The sequence below is a fragment of the Acidovorax sp. MR-S7 genome (genome assembly GCF_000400995.2).
Taxonomy (GTDB): Bacteria; Pseudomonadota; Gammaproteobacteria; order Burkholderiales; family Burkholderiaceae_C; genus MR-S7.
On the sequence record NZ_DF238930.1, the window covers coordinates 15,563 to 33,005 of the forward strand.

Genomic DNA, 17,443 nt, shown 5'->3' on the forward strand with positions numbered 1-17,443 from the left:
GCCGAGCTGTTGGAAAACCTGCCTGGCTAGCAATTCACGCGCCGAGGCGCGCGCACCCCTGAAACGGCCGGGGATCGGCGTCAATCTACCATTTTTGTCACGCCATCCGCTGACGCGCGAAGTGCATTACGCCCGCTGGACTTCGCCGCGGGAATTCATCCATTTGCCCACCGCCACAACCAGGACCGCACCGGCCGCAGCCGCCACATAGTGCAGCCAGGGGTGGCCGATGGCGTAGTCGTGCAGCACGTTGTCGTGCACGATGGTTTCACCGCCCACCCAGCCGATCAGGGCCGCGCCCAGCGTGACGATGACGGGGAAGCGGTCCATGAGCTTGATCATGAGCGTGGAGCCGAAGATGACCAGCGGAATGCTGATGGCCAGGCCCAGGATCAGCAGCAGCATGTCGCCCTGGGCGGTGGCGGCAACGGCGATCACGTTGTCCAGGCTCATCACGAGATCTGCGATCAGGATGGTACGGATGGCAGCGAACATGGTGCCGGTGCCCTTGGATTCGCCGTCCTCGTCTTCCTCGCCGGTCAGCAGCTGGTAGCCGATCCACAGCAGCAGCAGGCCGCCCACGATCTGCAGGAAGGACAGCTCCAGCAGCTTGGCGGCCACGACAGTGAGCACAATGCGCAGCACCACGGCCGCGCCGGAGCCGAACATGACGGCCTTCTTCTGCTGCTCGGGAGGCAGCGAGCGTGCTGCCAGGGCGATGACGACGGCGTTGTCGCCGGAAAGAATGATGTTGATCCAGACGATCTTCACCAGGCCGATCCAGAAATCGGCATTGCTCAGGTACTCCATGATGGCTCCAGTGTTATGAATCGAAAACGCCAGCCTGGATGTCCAAGCTGGCGTTTCTTTTGTGTTGGAACCGACAGTGTAGAGAGGGCAGGCCCTCTCGCGCGTGCGTAATTCTGCGTAACCCGGGCGCTGGCGCCCGGGCGGCGGTGGGATTACAGCAGGCCCTTGAGCAGGCGGCCCATCTCGGACGGGTTGCGGGTGATGGTGAAACCGCACTCTTCCATGATGGCCAGCTTGGCGTCGGCCGTGTCGGCACCGCCGGAGATCAGCGCGCCGGCGTGGCCCATGCGCTTGCCGGGAGGCGCGGTGACACCGGCGATGAAGCCGACCACGGGCTTCTTCATGTGCTCCTTGCACCAGCGGGCGGCTTCGGCCTCGTCGGGGCCGCCGATCTCGCCGATCATGATGACGGCGTCGGTGTCGGGATCGTCGTTGAAGGCCTTCATCACGTCGATGTGCTTGAGGCCGTTGATCGGGTCGCCGCCGATGCCCACGGCGCTCGACTGGCCGATGCCCAGCTCGGTGAGCTGTGCCACGGCTTCATAGGTCAGCGTGCCGGAGCGCGACACCACGCCCACGCGGCCCTTCTTGTGGATGTGGCCGGGCATGATGCCGATCTTGATCTCGTCGGGCGTGATCAGGCCGGGGCAGTTGGGGCCCAGCAGCAGGGTCTTCTTGCCGCCGGCGGCTTCCTTGGCCTTCATCTTGTTGCGCACTTCGAGCATGTCGCGCACGGGGATGCCTTCGGTGATGCAGATGGCCAGGTCAAGGTCGGCTTCCACGGCTTCCCAGATCGCGGCGGCGGCGCCCGCGGGCGGCACGTAGATCACGGAAACGGTGGCACCGGTTTCCTTGGCGGCGTCCTTCACCGATGCGTAGATCGGAATGTTGAAGATCGACTCGCCCGCCTTCTTGGGGTTCACGCCGGCGACGAAGCAGTTCTTGCCGTTCGCGTATTCCTGGCACTTTTCCGTGTGGAACTGGCCGGTCTTGCCGGTGATGCCCTGGGTGATGACCTTGGTGTCTTTGTTGATGTAAATCGACATGTTCTGCTCTCCAGGGCTTAACGGACGGCTTCGACGATCTGCGTGGCCGCTTCGGCCATGGTGTCGGCGCTGATGATGGGCAGGCCGGATTCGGCCAGCATCTTCTTGCCCAGCTCTTCGTTCGTGCCCTTCATGCGCACGACCAGCGGCACCTGCAGGTTCACGGCCTTGCAGGCGGTGATGACGCCGGTGGCGATGGTGTCGCACTTCATGATGCCGCCGAAGATGTTGACCAGGATGCCCTTGACCTTGGGGTTCTTGAGCATGATCTTGAAGGCTTCGGTCACCTTCTCGGGGGTGGCGCCGCCGCCCACGTCGAGGAAGTTGGCCGGCTCGCCGCCGAACAACTTGATGGTGTCCATCGTCGCCATGGCCAGGCCGGCGCCGTTCACCAGGCAGCCGATGTTGCCGTCCAGGCTGATGTAGGCCAGGTCGAACTTGGAGGCCTCGATTTCAGCGGGGTCTTCCTCGTCCAGGTCGCGCAGGGCCACGATCTCGGGATGGCGGAACAGGGCGTTGGAGTCGAAGTTGAACTTGGCGTCCAGCGCGGTCAGGTTGCCCTTGGAGTCGCAGTTCAGCGGGTTGATCTCGACCAGCGACGCGTCCGTGTCCATGTAGCACTTGTAGAGCTTGGCGAACAGGTCCACGGCCTGGTCCACCGAAGCGCCCGTCAGGCCGATGGCCGCAGCGACCTTCTTGGACTGGTCGGCGGTGATGCCGGTGAGCGGGTCGATCATCTCGGTGATGATCTTCTCGGGCGTGGAGTGGGCCACTTCCTCGATGTCCATGCCGCCTTCGCTCGACGCGATCAGGGCGACCTTCTGCGTGGCGCGGTCGGTGACGAGCGAGATGTAGAGTTCGTTCTTGATGTCGGCGCCGTCTTCGATGTACAGGCGGCGCACCTTCTGGCCTTCGGGGCCGGTCTGGTGGGTCTTGAGCTGCATGCCCAGGATCTCGCCGGCCAGCTTCTTGACGTCGTCGATGGTCTTGGCCACCTTCACGCCGCCGCCCTTGCCGCGGCCGCCGGCGTGGATCTGGGCCTTCACGACCCACACGGGGCCGCCGAGCTTCTGAGCGGCTTCCACGGCTTCCTGCACCGTGAAAGCGGGAATGCCGCGCGGAACGGGCACACCAAAACTGCGCAAGATTTCCTTGCCTTGGTATTCGTGAATCTTCATGAGGTCTCTCTCAGGGGAAGGATGGGTTGACCCGTTGCCGCCGAAACGCTCAAGCTGACCGCAGGCTCGGGACTGGCAGCCGGTAAATGTATCATGCTGCGGCGCACCATATCCATGGCGGCCATTACGTACTAGCGAAGAGGAGCACCCCATGCCCAAGGTCTTTATCGATGGCGAGGCAGGCACCACGGGCCTGCAGATTCGCGAGCGCCTGCAGGCCATGCCGCAGGTCGAGCTGGTCAGCATCGCGCCCGAGCTGCGCAAGGATGCCGACGCCAAGCGCGCCCTGATGGCCGGCGTGGACCTGGTCATCCTGTGCCTGCACGACGACGCCGCGCGCGAGTCCGTGGCGCTCATCGACAGCCTGCCTGGCAAGAAGCCCCGCATCATCGACGCCAGCACCGCCCACCGCGTGGCCGAGGGCTGGACCTTCGGTTTTCCCGAGCTGTCGCGCGATCAGCGCGCCGCCGTGCAGCAGGCCGAACGCGTGGCCAACCCCGGCTGCTATTCCACGGGCGCGATCGCCCTGCTGCGTCCGCTGGTCGATGCGGGCGTGCTGCCGCCGGACTACCCCGTGACCCTGCCCGCCGTCAGCGGCTACTCGGGCGGCGGCCGCCAGATGATCGAGGCGTACGAAGCGGGCGGCGCACCGGCCTACGAGCTGTATGCGCTGGGCCTGCAGCACAAGCACCTGCCAGAGATCGTGCGCTACGGCCGGCTCACACGCCGGCCCATCTTCATGCCCGCCGTGGGCAATTTCGACCAGGGCATGCTGGTCGAGCTGCCGCTGCATCTGGATCTGCTGCCCGGCCGTCCCACGCTCGCCAGGCTGCAGGACATCTATGCGCAGCACTACGCAGGCAGCGAATGGGTCACGGTGGAAGAGGCGCCCGCATCGGGCAAGCTGGACGCGGTCGCGCTGAAGAACACCAACCAGCTGGAGATCCGCGTGTTCGGCAACGAGGACGCGGGCCAGGCCGTGGCCGTGGCGCGCCTGGACAACCTGGGCAAGGGTGCCAGCGGCGCTGCGGTGCAGAACCTCAAGCTGATGCTGGGGCTGTAACGCAAAAACCATAGCTGGTCGCGCTTTTCAGCAAAGGGTTTCAGCGCGAAAATAACCTGAAACCCTTGTGTAGCAAGCGCAAGCCGCTCACTTTTTCAAGCACGCCCCATCCGCTGGAACAAGCCGCCCGGCAGGCGCGCCACTTGGCCGTCCAGCTCCAGTTCCAGCAGGCGCACCTGCAGCGCGGCGGCGTCCATGCCGGTGCGCGCGCCCAGTGCGTCCAGCCCCATGGGGTCGAAGCCCAGCGCCTGCAGCACGGCGTCGCCGTGCGCCTGTGGCGCCTGCTCCTGCGGGACCGGCACGGGCGTCGCGGGCGGCAGGCGCAGCTCTTCCAGCACGTCCTGCGCGGTTTCCACCAGCTTCGCACCCTGGCGGATCAGCGCATGGCAGCCGCGCGACTGCGGCGCGTGGACGGAGCCGGGAATGGCGAACACCTCGCGCCCCTGCTCCGCCGCCAGGCGCGCGGTGATCAGCGAGCCGGAGGCGAGCGCCGCCTCCACCACCAACGTGCCTTGCGACAGGCCCGAGATGATGCGGTTGCGCTTGGGAAAGTTGGCCGGCAGCGGCGGCGTGCCCAACGGGTATTCACTGACCACCAGCCCGTGACGCGCGATGCGGTGCGCCAGTTCCCGGTTGCGGGACGGATAGACCCGGTCCAGCCCCGTGCCGACGACGGCGATGGTGGCGGGCGTGGCCGGATCGGGTTCGGCCGCATCCAGCAGCGCGCCCTCGTGCGCGGCCGCATCGACCCCCAGCGCCAGCCCGGAGACGATGCACAGGCCCGCACCGCGCAGCGCCCGCGCGAACTGCCGCGCATGCTCCACGCCCTGGGCCGTGGGGTTGCGGCTGCCCACCATCGCCAGGCAGCCCGCAGGCGCGAACGCATGCGGCGCCTGCACGCAGCGCGGCGCGCCCAGCAGGTAGAGCAGCAGCGGCGGATCTTCCGTGGCCAGCAGGGCCGGCGGGTAGGCGGCGTCGCCCAGCGTGACGATGGCGCGCGCGGCCTGACCCTCGGCGGGCGTGCGCCCCTCCTGCAGCCATTGCCAGGTGCGCTCCAGCAGGGCGTCCAGCTCCGGCGCCGGCGTGGCCAGCGCGCGCGCCTGCGCGGCGCTCACGCAGGCCTGCCAGGCCTGCTCGTCCTGGGCGAAGATCCGCTGCGGCAGGCCGAAGGCGGCCAGCAGGCGGCGCGCCGCACCGTTGCCCACTCCGGGGGCCAAGGTCAGCCGCAGCCAGGCCGCGAGTTCGTCGCGCTGCATGCCCCAGGCCGTGCGGAAATTATTCGGGATTGACCAGCCGGTCGCCCACCTGCACGGGCCGCTGCGACTGCAGGATCAGCGCGTAGGACACGCGGTCGAAGGTGAGGAACACCATCGCCAGGCCGTTGGCCTCGCTGGGCAGGCGGATCATGGCGCGCTCGCTGTCGGTCTTGTCGCGCACGCGCTCCTCCTTGGTCAGCAGCGTCAGCACGTGGCCCGCCTCCATGCCGTCGGCTGTGCCGCGGTTGATCGTAATGACCTGGTTCTGCGCCGCGTTGGACACGGTATTGCTGCCGTAGAGTGACACCACGCGCGCGTCAACTTCTTCCCGCGGCGCGCGCGGCACATAGTTGACGAAGCCGCGCCGCGGCGCGGGCAACAGGCGGTCGCCCAAACGGATTTCTTCCTTGGCACCGCTCAGGTCGACCGTGGCAGGCACGACCTCCACGCGGGAGGCATCGTCCGGTGCCGCTGCAGTTGTTTCGCTGCGCACCAGCTCTGCGCGGCCCACGTACTGCGCCTCATAGCCCAGGACTTCGCCCGTCACAGGGTCCTTCAAGGCCACGGCGTTGCGGAACACGCGGTATTGGCGCGGGACGCCGGGCTCCAGTTCCAGCGGATGGCCCTGCGCGCCGCGCACATAGGCGCGGTCGCCATTGCCCATGATCACGCGCTCGTCGCGCGTGGCGACGATGCGAGGCGCCTGCTCCAGCGTCAACTCGTCCACCACCAGCGGCTGCACGAGGAAAGGCTCGATCAGGTGCGGCTTGAGGGTGGGCAGCGCCGTACCCACCAGACTGTCCGAACGTGTGCGGGGCGAAATGCGCACCGTCTCGTCGCCGCTACCGCCGGGGCTGGTGCGCAGGCGCGCGTAGCCGCCGTCCTTCTCCAGATACAGCGTCTGGCCGGGAAAGATCAGGTGCGGATTGGGAATGGACTGCAGGTTCATGCCCCACAGCTCGGGCCAGCGCCAGGGGCGCTTGAGGTACATGCCGGAAATGCCCCAGAGCGTGTCGCCGCGCTGGACCACGTAGGTGTCGGGCGCATTGGGCGCCAGCTCGGACAAGGGGACGCCGCGCGAGGCCACCTGCTGCGCCGTGGCGCGCTGCGCGGGCGTGATGGGATAGTTCTGCGCCTGCACCGCCCCGGCCGCCAGGGCCCCCGCCAGCACGGCCAGCGTGCTGAAGGCCGTGGCGCGCACGCGGGCGGCTGCCGTCATATTGTTCCTCTTGTCATGCATGTGAAAGACGCCCCTCTCGCTGGCAGCGCAGTTAATTGATTTACAAAAGAAACTGCCGCACTACGTTACAAACCATTTGAGATTCTGTGCTCAAGCCCTTGATTCGGCAACGATTATTGCTCTCGCCTACTGCAAGCCCCGGCAAAAGTGGCGAAAATAGCGACATATTCAGCGCTCTGCCATGGCCATTCTCCCCATTCTCTGTTACCCCGATCCGCGCCTGCACAAGGTGGCCCAGCCCGTGAAAGCGGTGGACGACCGCGTGCGCGCCGTGCTGGACGACATGCTCGCCACCATGTACGACGCCAACGGCATCGGCCTGGCCGCCACGCAGGTGGACGTGCACGAGCGCATCGTGGTGATCGACGTGTCCGAGGAGCGCGATACGCCATTGGTTCTCATCAACCCCGAGATCACCTGGGCCAGCGATGAAAAGCAGGTGGGCGACGAAGGGTGCCTGTCCGTGCCAGGCATCTACGACGGCGTGGAACGCTCGACGGCCGTGCACGTGCGCGCGCTGGACCGCGAAGGCCAGCCCCGCACGATCGAGGCCGAGGGCCTGCTGGCCGTGTGCATCCAGCATGAGATGGACCACCTGATGGGCAAGGTGTTCGTCGAATACCTCTCGCCGCTCAAGCGCAACCGCATCAAGACCAAGCTGCTCAAGCAGCAGAAGCAGGCCGAGCGCGCATGACCAGGAGCCTGGCCAGCCTGATGCTGGCCACCGTGCTGGTGGCGGGTTGCGCCGTGCCCGAGTGGCAGGCGCCCGGCACGCCCCGCGCCGAGGTGGAACGCGCCATGGGCCGCCCCACGCTCGCGGTGCCGCTCGCAGGCGGCGGCGAGCGCCTGGTCTACAGCCGCCAGCCCGCCGGGCAGCAGGTCTACCACCTGGACTTCGACGCGCAGCAGCGCCTCGCACGCGTCACGCAGGCGCTCACGCTGGAGGCGTTCCAGTCCTTGCGCAACGGCGAGGACACGCGCACCAGCGTGCTGCAGCGCTTCGGTCCGCCCGCGCTCGTGGAGCACGTGGCCCGCTTCACGGGCGACGTCTGGACCTACCGCATCCTCGAACACGGCATCCCGCGCCAGGCCCACGTGCACATCGACCCGGCCGGCGTGGTGCGCCGCGTCATGTTCACCGACGAACGCACTTTCGACCGGGACCCGGCACGATGAACGTCATTTTCGCGGGCACGCCCGATTTCGCGCGCGTGGCCCTGGAGCGGCTCCTGGCCGCCGGCTTCACCGTTCCCCTGGTGCTGACCCAGCCCGACCGGCCCGCCGGCCGCGGCATGAAGCTGCAGGCCTCGCCCGTCAAGCAGTGCGCGCTGGAGCACGGCATCGCCGTCGCCCAGCCGCGCAGCCTGCGCCTGGACGGCAAGTACCCCGATGAGGCCGCCGCCGCGCAGGCCGCCATCGTTGCCGCCGGGGCCGACGCGATGGTGGTCGCCGCCTACGGGCTGATCCTGCCGCAATGGGTGCTCGACGCCCCGCGCCTGGGCTGCCTCAACATCCACGCCAGCCTGTTGCCGCGCTGGCGCGGCGCGGCGCCCATCCACCGCGCCATCGAGGCCGGCGACGCCGGGACGGGCGTGACCATCATGCAGATGGACGCCGGCCTGGACACGGGCGACATGCTGCTCGTGGAAAAGACCGCCATCGCCCCCGCCGACACCACAGCCACGCTGCACGACCGGCTGGCCGAGATGGGCGGGCAGCTCATCGTGCAGGCGCTGGAGCAGGCCGCGCACGGCGGCCTCGCCGCCACGCCGCAGCCCGCCGAGGGCGTGACCTACGCGCACAAGATCGAGAAGGCCGAGAGCAGCATCGACTGGCGACAGGACGCGGCGCGGATCGCCCGGCGCGTGCGCGCGTTCGACCCGTTCCCTGGCGCATCCACCGCCCTGGGCACAGACGCCATCAAGGTATGGCGCTGCGAAATCGATAGCTGCCCGCGCTTGCTGGACAAGCGCGAAGGCCAGATTTTGCATATAGACGACGATGGCATCACCGTGGCCTGCGGCGAAGGCACGGCGCTGCGCCTGACCGTGCTGCAGCGTGCCGGAGGCAAGCGCCTGGCGGCTGCGGACTTCCTGCGCGGGTTTCCCCTGCAGCCCGGCCAGGTGCTGGGATGAACCTGCACACGCTGCGCGGCTGGCTGCGCGACCCGTGGTTCCGCACGGGCGTGGGCGACATGCTGGGCACCAGCCTGGGCATCGCCGCCTGGGGCCTGGTCACGGGCGTGGCCATGGTCAAGACCGGCCTGTCCGCGCCCCTGGCCATCTTCATGTCGCTGGTGGTATATGCCGGCAGCGCGCAGCTGGCCGTGCTGCCGCTCATGGCGGCGGGCGCTCCGCTGTGGGTGATCTGGCTCACGGCCGCCTGCGTGAACCTGCGCTTCGTGATCTTCAGCAGCATGTGGCGCAGCTACTTCGCCTACCTGCCGCGCAAGCAGCGGCTGGCGCTGGGCTACTTCAGCGGCGACGTGATCTTCGTGGGCTTCATGAAGCGCTTCCCCAAGCTGGAATCGCAGCCCGAGCAGCTGCCCTATTTCTGGGGCGCGGCGTCGTCCAACTGGCTGGCGTGGCAGGTGCCCTCCATCATCGGCATCCTGCTGGCCAACGTGATCCCGCTGTCGTGGGGCCTGGGCTTCGCGGGCGTGCTGGCGCTGCTGGGCATCCTGCTGTCCATGCTGTCGGACCGTGCCACCTGGCTGTCCACCCTGGTGGCCGCCACGGCGGCCATCGCCACCTTCGCGCTGCCGCTCAAGCTCAACATCCTGGTGGCCATCGCCGCGGCCGTGGCGGCGGGCCTGCTGGCCGAGGCCGCCGAGCGCTCGCTGCGCCGCGCCCGCGCGCACACGCCGGGAGGCGGCGCGTGAGTTGGGACTGGCTCTACCCCGCCGCCGCCATCCTGGGCCTGGCGGTGCTCACCGTGCTCACGCGGGCGTTCTTCATGATTCCCGAGCGCGACCTGCCCATGCCCGACTGGCTGCGCCGGGGCCTCAAATACGCGCCGCTGGCCGCCCTGGCGGCCGTGATCGCGCCGGAGCTGCTCATGAGCCAGGGCGCGCTGATCCAGACGCTGGCCGACGCGCGCATCCCCGCCGTGGCCTGCGCCGCCGGCTACTACTTCTGGCGCCGGGGCATCCTGGGGACCATCGTCGTGGGCATGGCGGTGTACCTTCCTCTGCACATCGGCCTGGGCTGGTGAGCGGGGTGCGCCGCCTACAATGCGGCGCGATTTCCAGCACTCCTACGCCCAGACAGCCATGCACATTCTTCGCTTCTCCGACCTCTGCGCCCAGGGCAAGGCCCAGGGCCAGCGCGTGTTCATCCGCGCCGACCTCAACGTGCCGCAGGACGATGCCGGCCGCATCACCGAGGACACGCGCATCCGCGCCTCCGTGCCCTGCATCCGCATGGCGCTCGACGCCGGCGCCGCCGTCATGGTGACGAGCCACCTGGGCCGCCCCACCGAAGGCGAATTCAAGCCCGCCGATTCGCTCGCTCCTGTGGCCCGGCGCCTGTCGGAGCTGCTGGGCCGCGAAGTGCCCCTGGTCGCCGACTGGGTGGACGGCGTGCAGGTGCAGCCCGGCCAGGTGGTGCTGCTGGAGAACTGCCGCGTGAACAAGGGCGAGAAGAAGAACAGCCCCGAACTGGCGCAGAAGATGGCCGCCCTGTGCGACATCTACGTGAACGACGCCTTCGGCACGGCCCACCGCGCCGAGGGCACGACCTACGGCATCGCCGAATACGCAAGGCAAGCCTGCGCCGGCCCGCTGCTGGCCGCCGAGATCGATGCGATCACCCAGGCCCTGGCCAACCCGAAGCGCCCGCTGGTCGCCATCGTGGCGGGCAGCAAGGTATCGACCAAGCTCACCATCCTGCAGAGCCTGTCGAAGAACGTGGACGGGCTGGTGGTGGGCGGCGGCATCGCCAACACCTTCATGCTGGCCGCGGGCCTGCCCATCGGCAAGTCGCTGGCCGAGCCCGATTTGGTGGGCGAGGCCAAGGCCGTGATCGAGGCCATGAAGGCGCGCGGCGCCGAGGTGCCGATCCCCACCGACGTGGTGGTCGCCAAGACCTTCGCCGCCGACGCGCCCGCCACCGTGAAGCAAGCCGCCGACGTGGCCGAGGACGACCTGATCCTCGACATCGGCCCCGAGACCGCCGCACGGCTGGCCGCGCAGCTGAAGCAGGCCGGCACCATCGTCTGGAACGGCCCCGTGGGCGTGTTCGAGTTCGACGCCTTCGCGGGCGGCACCAAGGCGATCGCCCAGGCCATCGCCGAGTCCAGCGCCTTCAGCATCGCGGGCGGCGGCGACACGCTGGCGGCCATCGCCAAGTACGGCATCGAGAAAGACGTGGGCTACATCTCCACGGGCGGCGGCGCCTTCCTGGAGGTGCTGGAGGGCAAAAAGCTGCCGGCCTTCGAGATCCTGGAAAAGCGCGCGGCGTCCTGACAAAACAACAGCACTCAGGGTCGGGCGCGCCAAAAAACGACATTTCTCTTGTTTTTGGCGAGGGCTCCGCTCAGAATCGTGCGCAAACGTGTGAGATACGCAACATTCGTATCTCACATTTGTCTTTTGTGAGAAGGAGGGAGCCATGTCTTTCATCAAGACTCTCGGGTGGACCGTCACCGCAGGGACCATGTGCCTGCTGGCAGGTTGCAGCAACGCGCCGATTCCATTGGCCAAGAATTTCGAACTGACATCTCAGTACAAGGTGCGATCGGCCGGCCACTGGGAGCTGGTATCGCGCGACGTCGCGGCCCAGACCCGCTCGGCCCTGGAAAAGGCGGGTTATGGCGCTGGCACCCCCATGCATGTCGCGCCTCCTCCGAACCCGACCGCATTCGATCTCGCATTCCGTGATTTCCTCATCACCGAATTCGTGCAAAGCGGCGCCACCGTCCACCAGCAGCCCGGCGCGGGCCTGGATGTGACCTACCACGCCCAGGTGGTCCGCCACAACAGCGACCGTCCGCACTTCATTCCCGGCCAGTACACCATGCTCGCAGCCGGCATCATGGCCGCCTACGGCCTGCGCCATGAGCATGTCGACACGCAGCTGCTGGCCGCACTGGGCCTCACGGCAGCGGCCGATTACGCAAGCAGCATCAACTCCGGCGGGCCGACGAACACCGAACTGGTCCTGACCACCACCGTTTCGCGTGGCGGCCAGTACCTGTCGCGCACAACCGATGTGTACTACCTCGAAAACGCCGACACGCCGCTGTTCCTGCGCCCCTCGCACTACCGCGCCGTCAACATGAAGGTGGTGTCGCAATGAAGCGCGCATTTCTATTGACCCTGGCCTCCTCGGCCCTCCTGCTGGCCGGCTGTGCTCAAAAAGCTCCCCCATTGCGCGCGGAGCCGAGCTACAAGGAGGCGATCAACGCCCCGCTGCTGCAGAGCAGCCGCGAAGCAGTAGGCCGCCTCGTGGCAAGCCTCGACACGGCCGCCACGGGCCCTGGCCCGGTGCTCGTAGCCACCGTGGTGGACGTGAATGACCTGAGCCGCTCGGCACCGCTGGGGCGTACGCTGTCGGAGCAATACGCCAACGCCATGGCCGCCACCGGCTTCGACGTGAAAGAGATCAAGCTGCGTGGCGATGTCTTCGTGAAGGAAGGCGCAGGCGAATTACTGCTCTCGCGCGAGGTCAAGGACATCGCTCGCCACCACAACGCTTCCATGGTGCTCGTGGGCACGTTCTCGCCTGCGGCGGACTACACCTACGTGAGCCTCAAGCTCGTGCGCACGGAAGACAGCCGCATCATCCGCGGCCACGACTACGCGCTGCCCAACGACCGCGACGTGCGCCGCCTGCTGGTCTCTCGCTGAAGCACGACTCCTCCTGCTCAGGCCGCCGTGTACCGGCGGCCTTTCTTTTGCTATTTAAAAGTGAGCTTTTAGCGCTTACCCATCAAGCGCCAGAGGCCGTTTTGACTGATGAACGCGATGGCCACAGCACCGACGCGATGGCCACCACCATCAGCCCCACGGCCGTCCAGTCCTGCCAGTGCAGGACCTCGCCCAGCCAGAGCGCGCCGCTGAACACGCCGATCACCGGGATCATCATCACGCTGAGCGTGGAGGCCACCGGCGGCAGCGTGCGTACCAGGAAGAACCACGCCGTCTGCGCGAAGCCCAGCACCAGCAGGCCGTTGTAGAGGATGGCCGTCCAGGCCTGCGCGTCGGGGGCGCGCCACTGGGGCCGCTCGAACGTGACGGCCAGCACGGTGAGCACCGCACAGGTCAGCGCCACCATCCAGAACGACAGAGTGAGCAGCGGCACCGGCACGTGCAGCCGGCGCATCAATTGCGTGCCCATGGCCCAGCTCGCGGCCGAGACCAGGATCAGCACCATGCCCACGGGCCGGCTGCCCAGCGCGCCCACCTCGTGCCACAGCAGCAGCACCACGCCGAGCGCCGCGGCCGCCACGCCGCCCCAGGCGCGGCCGGCCAGCCGGTCGCCGAAGCACAGCGCGCCGATCACGGCCGAGAAGATCGGCATGGTGTAGCCCAGAATGGCCGCGCGGCCGCTGGACAGCAGCGGGATCGCCAGGATCATCAGCACGTGCCACAGCACCATGTTCGTGAGCGTGAGCAGCACCACCCGCCCCCAGTGGGCGCGCGCAATGGCGAAGGGCGCCTTCTGCTGCCACATCACCAGCGCCAGGATGGGCAGGCCCATCCACAGCGAACTCATGCGGAAGGTGAGCGGCGGGAAATGCGACACGCCCATCTTCATCACCGGCCAGTTGAAGCCCCACACCAGGGTCAGGAGCACGAGGACGACGAGCTGGCGGCGGGAGAAGACGGGCATGGGCCGCGATTGTGCCGCCCGGCCACCGCCCGCGCTGGCCGGCCACCTAAAATCCCCGCCCTATGACCTTCCTCGACATGCTGCGCGACGCCACCACGCGCAACGACTCCCTGCTGTGCGTGGGCCTGGACCCCGAGCCCACGCGCTTTCCCGAGGGCCTGCGCGGCGACGCGCACCGCATCTACGACTTCTGCGCCGCCATCGTGGACGCCACGTGCGACCTGGTCTGCGCCTTCAAGCCGCAGATCGCCTACTTCGCCGCGCACCGCGCCGAAGACCAGCTCGAACGCCTGATGCAGCACATGCGCTGCAACGCGCCCCACGTGCCCGTGATCCTGGACGCCAAGCGCGGCGACATCGGTTCCACCGCCGAGCAGTACGCGCGCGAGGCCTTCGAGCGCTACGGTGCCGACGCCGTGACGCTCTCGCCCTTCATGGGCTTCGACTCCATCGCGCCCTACCTGGAGTACCACGGCAAGGGCGCCTTCCTGCTGTGCCGCACCTCCAACCCCGGCGGCGACGACCTGCAGGCCCAGCGCCTGGCCAGCGTGGAAGGCCAGCCGCTGCTCTACGAGCACGTGGCGAGCCTGGCCCAGGGCCCGTGGAACAAGAACGGCCAGCTCGGCCTGGTGGTGGGCGCCACCTACCCGGCCGAGATCGAGCGCGTGCGCGCCCTGGCGCCCACGCTGCCGCTGCTGATCCCCGGCGTGGGCGCGCAGGGCGGCGACGCCGCGGCCACCGTGCGCGCGGGGCTGCGCGAGGACGGCCCGATCATCGTCAACTCGTCCCGCGCCGTGCTCTACGCCTCGGGCGAGCCCGACTTCGCCGCCGCCGCGCGCAGCGCCGCCCAGGCGACGCGCGCCGCGCTCAACGCCGCGCGCGGCTAGCTCCCGCCTCCGGCCATGCAGCTCAAGTGGCTGGAGGACTTCATCGCGCTGGCCCAGGAGCGCAGCTTCACCCGCGCGGCCGAGCTGCGCCACGTGACCCACCCCGCGTTCGGCCGGCGCATCCGCGCGCTGGAGGCCTGGGCCGGCACGCCGCTCACCGAGCAGGGCGGCGGCCCCGTGCGGCTCACGCCCGCGGGCCAGGCCTTCCTGGAGACAGCGCAGCAGATGGCGCAGGGCCTGGCCCATTCGCACGAGGAGATGCACGCCATCGCCGGGCGGCAGGCGCGCACCGTCACCCTGGCCACCGGCCGCACCCTGGCGCGCACGGTGGTGGCCGACTGGCTGGCCCGCATCCAGCCCGTGCTGGAGGGCGGCGAGCTGCGCGTGCGCACCTGCGCGCTGGCCGAGTCGGTGGCGATGATCGAGCGCGGCGAGGCCGACTTCACCCTGGCCTACCACCACACCTCGCTGGCCGTGCGCCTGGACGCGCGGCAGTTCACCCACCTCACGCTCGCCTCCGACCGCCTGGTGCCCGTGGCGCGCGCCCGCGCCGGCGGCGCGCCGCTGCACCACTTCGGCGGCACGGACACGGTGCCCTATCTCGCCTATTCGCACACGCTGGCGCTCGGCCGACTGGTGGAGGACCACCTGGCGCACGATCCGCTGGCGCCGCGCCTGGTGCGCGTGGTGGAATGCGACTCGGCCGACGCCCAGTACGAATACGTGCTGCGCGGCCTGGGCGTGGCCTGGCTGCCCTGGTCCATGGTGCACGCCGACTGCCAGAGCGGCCGGCTGGCTCCCGCGGGCGACCGGCGCATGGAGGTGCGCTTCGACGTGCGCATGTACCGGCCCAAGCGCCGGCTCTCGCCCTGGGCCGAGGCGCTGTGGGCCACGCTGGCGCGCAAGTAAGCCCCCGCACAAACCCGTAGGCTGCGTGCCGACAATGCACGGCTTCGTGCTGCTTCGGCACCACGCCACGGCAGGGCCCTCCCACAATGCAGGCACCCACCTTGACCTGCCCATGGAGAACGCCATGCACCCTTCCCGCACTCCCGCCCCGCTGCGCCGCGCACTTCTGGCCGGCGCCGCGCTGCTCGCCGCCGCCGGCCCCGCCGCCTTCGCCCAGGCCCCGGCCTACCCGAGCAAGCCCATCACCATCGTCGTGGGCTACCCGCCCGGCGGCAGCACCGACCTGACGGGCCGTGCCGTGGGCGCGGAGCTGTCCACCCGCCTGGGTGTGCCCGTGGTGATCGAGAACCTCGGCGGCGCGGGTGGCGCCATCGGTGCGCAGAAGGTGGCCAGCAGCGCACCCGACGGCTACACGCTGCTGGTGGGCGCCAACAACGAGATCGCCATCAACAAGCTCGTGACCCAAAAGGTCAAGTACGACATCAAGGACTTCACCGCCATCGGCCTCGTCGCCTCCCAGCCCCTGGTGCTGGTGGCCGGCACGAACACCGGCGTGAAGAACCTCGCCGAGTTCACCGAGCGCGTGCGCAAGAACCCCGGCAAGTTCAGCTACGGCAGCTCGGGCGTGGGCACCTCGCTGCACCTGGCCGGCGAGATGATCAAGGAGCAGGGCAAGCTGTTCATGACGCACATCCCCTACCGCGGCGTGGCGCCGCTCACCAACGACCTGGTGGGCAACAACCTGGAATTCGGCGTGTTCGTGCTCTCCAGCGGCCTGCCGCACATCAAGAGCGGCAAGGTGGTCGCCCTGGGCACCACCGAGGCCAAGCGCTCGACCGTCGCGCCCGACATCCCGGCGCTGGCCGAATCGGCACAGTACAAGAACGTGGACATCGGCACCTGGTTCGCTCTCATGGCACCGGCCAACCTGCCCAAGCCCGTGGCCGAACGGCTGAAGAAGGCGCTCAACGAGACGCTGGAGTCGCCCGACTTCCGCAAGCGGATGGAGGCCTCGGGCTCCACCGTGGCATCCACCAGCGTTGACGTGGACCGGTTCCTCGCCACCGAGATCGCCAAGTACAAGAAGATCGTCGAATTCGCCAAGATCGAGGAATGATGAGCGCTCCCCTGACTTTCGCGCTGCCCGCGCCCGACCTCGGCGCCTGGCGCGCCGGCAACACCGGCACCGAGGGCGTGTGGCGCTTCGGCTCCGGTGCGCCCGGCCGCCACGTGATGATCACCGCGCTGGTCCACGGCAACGAGCTGTGCGGCGCCTGGGCGCTCAAGGGCCTGCTCGAAGCCGGCCTGCGCCCGGCCCAGGGCACGCTCACGCTGGCGTTCTGCAACCTCGCCGCGTTCGACCGGTTCGATGCGGCCGACCACGACGCTTCGCGCTTCGTCGAGCAGGACATGAACCGCCAGTGGAGCGACGCGCGCATGGACGCCGCCGACACCCTGGAGCGCCGCCGCGCCGCGCAGCTGCGCCCCTTCGTGCGCGAAGCCGACTGGCTGCTCGACCTGCACTCCATGCACGAGCCCAGCGCGCCGCTGCTGCTCACCGGCCCGCACCCGCGCAACCAGGAACTGGCGCGCGCCATGGCCGCGCCCGAGCACATCGTGATCGACGCGGGCCACCAGGACGGCACGCGCATGCGCGACTACGGCCGCTTCGGGCTGCCCGACGCCGAGGCCGGCGGCAGCCGCTCGCTGCTCATCGAATGCGGCTTCCACGGCGACCCGGCCAGCCGCGCCATGGCCCAGGACCAGTGCTTGCGCTTCCTGCAGGCCGCGGGCACGGTGGATGCCGCCGGCCTGGACCGCCTGCTGCCCGGCTGGCGCCTGCCCGACGCCCTGCGCCAGTGGGCGCTGGAAGTCACCGGCCCGGTGGTCGCCAGGAGCGAGCGCTTCCGTTTCGCCGCGCCCTACACCGGCCTGGAGGTGTTCCCGAAGGCCGGCACCGTGATCGGCGACAACGACGGCGAACCGGTCGCCACACCCTACGACGACTGCGTGCTCGTCATGCCCTCCACGCGCCAGGCGCGCGCCGGCGTGACCGTGGTGCGCTTCGCGCGGCGGCGCCCGCTGTAGCGGCGATCGCTCCTCGATCGATAGCTGCCAGCGCTTTCCCAGTAAGCGCTGGAGCCCGATTTGATCTGAAACCACCCCGGCGCACCGCCGCTGGCGCGGCCGGCACTTGACACAAGTCAATGCCACCGCATTC

19 protein-coding genes are annotated in these 17,443 nt (G+C 68.9%); 13 read left to right on the top strand and 6 right to left on the bottom strand.

The window, feature by feature from the left end:
• Nucleotides 1-126: 126 nt before the first annotated feature.
• The 3 genes from AVS7_RS12850 to sucC all read right to left on the bottom strand — a co-directional run bounded on the left by AVS7_RS12850 (nucleotide 127) and on the right by sucC (nucleotide 3,034).
• Nucleotides 127-810 (bottom strand): TerC family protein, encoded by a 684-nt coding sequence (locus AVS7_RS12850; RefSeq protein ID WP_020228808.1) that lies wholly within the window; start codon nucleotides 808-810, stop codon nucleotides 127-129.
• Nucleotides 811-962: 152 nt separating this feature from the next.
• Complete coding sequence (gene sucD, locus AVS7_RS12855; protein ID WP_020228809.1) at nucleotides 963-1,856, bottom strand: succinate--CoA ligase subunit alpha; 894 nt, start codon at nucleotides 1,854-1,856, stop codon at nucleotides 963-965.
• Nucleotides 1,857-1,873: 17 nt separating this feature from the next.
• A complete protein-coding gene (gene sucC, locus AVS7_RS12860; RefSeq protein ID WP_020228810.1) occupies nucleotides 1,874-3,034 on the bottom strand; it encodes an ADP-forming succinate--CoA ligase subunit beta in 1,161 nt (386 codons plus the stop codon).
• A 151-nt stretch (nucleotides 3,035-3,185) separates the two neighbouring features.
• Between sucC and argC the strand changes: the two genes are divergently transcribed.
• Nucleotides 3,186-4,097 (top strand): N-acetyl-gamma-glutamyl-phosphate reductase, encoded by a 912-nt coding sequence (argC, locus tag AVS7_RS12865; RefSeq protein ID WP_020228811.1) that lies wholly within the window; start codon nucleotides 3,186-3,188, stop codon nucleotides 4,095-4,097.
• A 95-nt stretch (nucleotides 4,098-4,192) separates the two neighbouring features.
• On the opposite strand, the gene dprA is transcribed toward argC, so the two are convergent.
• Together dprA and AVS7_RS12875 are read right to left on the bottom strand one after the other, a co-directional pair.
• Nucleotides 4,193-5,353 (bottom strand): DNA-processing protein DprA, encoded by a 1,161-nt coding sequence (gene dprA / locus AVS7_RS12870; protein ID WP_020228812.1) that lies wholly within the window; start codon nucleotides 5,351-5,353, stop codon nucleotides 4,193-4,195.
• Between the two features lie 19 nt (nucleotides 5,354-5,372).
• On the bottom strand, nucleotides 5,373-6,572 hold the full coding sequence (locus tag AVS7_RS12875) for a LysM peptidoglycan-binding domain-containing protein (protein WP_020228813.1): 1,200 nt from the start codon (nucleotides 6,570-6,572) through the stop codon (nucleotides 5,373-5,375).
• A 202-nt stretch (nucleotides 6,573-6,774) separates the two neighbouring features.
• Here AVS7_RS12875 and def point away from each other — a divergent pair, with 202 nt between their 5' ends.
• The 8 genes from def to AVS7_RS12915 all read left to right on the top strand — a co-directional run bounded on the left by def (nucleotide 6,775) and on the right by AVS7_RS12915 (nucleotide 12,441).
• The gene (def, locus tag AVS7_RS12880) at nucleotides 6,775-7,287 is read left to right on the top strand and encodes a peptide deformylase (RefSeq protein ID WP_020228814.1); all 513 of its coding nucleotides are present in this window, start codon (nucleotides 6,775-6,777) and stop codon (nucleotides 7,285-7,287) included.
• Entirely contained in the window at nucleotides 7,284-7,769 is a 486-nt protein-coding gene (locus AVS7_RS12885) for a hypothetical protein (RefSeq protein ID WP_020228815.1), read from the top strand. Before def ends, AVS7_RS12885 begins: the two co-directional genes overlap by 4 nt.
• On the top strand, nucleotides 7,766-8,728 hold the full coding sequence (fmt, locus tag AVS7_RS12890) for a methionyl-tRNA formyltransferase (RefSeq protein ID WP_020228816.1): 963 nt from the start codon (nucleotides 7,766-7,768) through the stop codon (nucleotides 8,726-8,728). The genes AVS7_RS12885 and fmt overlap by 4 nt, the downstream gene beginning before the upstream one ends.
• Nucleotides 8,725-9,474 (top strand): AzlC family ABC transporter permease, encoded by a 750-nt coding sequence (locus AVS7_RS12895; RefSeq protein ID WP_020228817.1) that lies wholly within the window; start codon nucleotides 8,725-8,727, stop codon nucleotides 9,472-9,474. Before fmt ends, AVS7_RS12895 begins: the two co-directional genes overlap by 4 nt.
• Nucleotides 9,471-9,806: an AzlD domain-containing protein gene (locus AVS7_RS12900; protein ID WP_020228818.1), complete on the top strand. Its 336-nt coding sequence runs from the start codon at nucleotides 9,471-9,473 to the stop codon at nucleotides 9,804-9,806. The genes AVS7_RS12895 and AVS7_RS12900 overlap by 4 nt, the downstream gene beginning before the upstream one ends.
• 58 nt (nucleotides 9,807-9,864) lie before the next feature.
• Nucleotides 9,865-11,058, top strand: a complete 1,194-nt coding sequence (locus tag AVS7_RS12905) for a phosphoglycerate kinase (RefSeq protein WP_020228819.1) — start codon at nucleotides 9,865-9,867, stop codon at nucleotides 11,056-11,058.
• 145 nt (nucleotides 11,059-11,203) lie between these two features.
• Nucleotides 11,204-11,890 carry a hypothetical protein gene (locus tag AVS7_RS12910; protein WP_020228820.1) on the top strand — a complete coding sequence of 229 codons (687 nt, stop codon included), beginning with the start codon at nucleotides 11,204-11,206 and terminating at the stop codon, nucleotides 11,888-11,890.
• Nucleotides 11,887-12,441, top strand: coding sequence for a FlgO family outer membrane protein (locus AVS7_RS12915; protein WP_024001517.1), 555 nt, complete (start codon nucleotides 11,887-11,889; stop codon nucleotides 12,439-12,441). Before AVS7_RS12910 ends, AVS7_RS12915 begins: the two co-directional genes overlap by 4 nt.
• An 82-nt stretch (nucleotides 12,442-12,523) precedes the next feature.
• Here the strand turns inward: AVS7_RS12915 and AVS7_RS12920 are convergent, their stop codons facing one another.
• On the bottom strand, nucleotides 12,524-13,426 hold the full coding sequence (locus tag AVS7_RS12920) for a DMT family transporter (RefSeq protein WP_020228822.1): 903 nt from the start codon (nucleotides 13,424-13,426) through the stop codon (nucleotides 12,524-12,526).
• A 62-nt stretch (nucleotides 13,427-13,488) separates the two neighbouring features.
• On the opposite strand from AVS7_RS12920, the gene pyrF reads away from it, so the two are divergent.
• The 4 genes from pyrF to AVS7_RS12940 all read left to right on the top strand — a co-directional run bounded on the left by pyrF (nucleotide 13,489) and on the right by AVS7_RS12940 (nucleotide 17,310).
• Nucleotides 13,489-14,313: an orotidine-5'-phosphate decarboxylase gene (gene pyrF, locus AVS7_RS12925; protein ID WP_020228823.1), complete on the top strand. Its 825-nt coding sequence runs from the start codon at nucleotides 13,489-13,491 to the stop codon at nucleotides 14,311-14,313.
• A 15-nt stretch (nucleotides 14,314-14,328) separates the two neighbouring features.
• Nucleotides 14,329-15,222, top strand: coding sequence for a LysR family transcriptional regulator (locus tag AVS7_RS12930; protein ID WP_020228824.1), 894 nt, complete (start codon nucleotides 14,329-14,331; stop codon nucleotides 15,220-15,222).
• 124 nt (nucleotides 15,223-15,346) lie between these two features.
• Nucleotides 15,347-16,339, top strand: a complete 993-nt coding sequence (locus AVS7_RS12935) for a tripartite tricarboxylate transporter substrate binding protein (protein ID WP_034690893.1) — start codon at nucleotides 15,347-15,349, stop codon at nucleotides 16,337-16,339.
• Nucleotides 16,336-17,310, top strand: a complete 975-nt coding sequence (locus tag AVS7_RS12940) for a succinylglutamate desuccinylase/aspartoacylase family protein (protein ID WP_024001519.1) — start codon at nucleotides 16,336-16,338, stop codon at nucleotides 17,308-17,310. Before AVS7_RS12935 ends, AVS7_RS12940 begins: the two co-directional genes overlap by 4 nt.
• The last annotated feature ends 133 nt before the right edge of the window (nucleotides 17,311-17,443 follow it).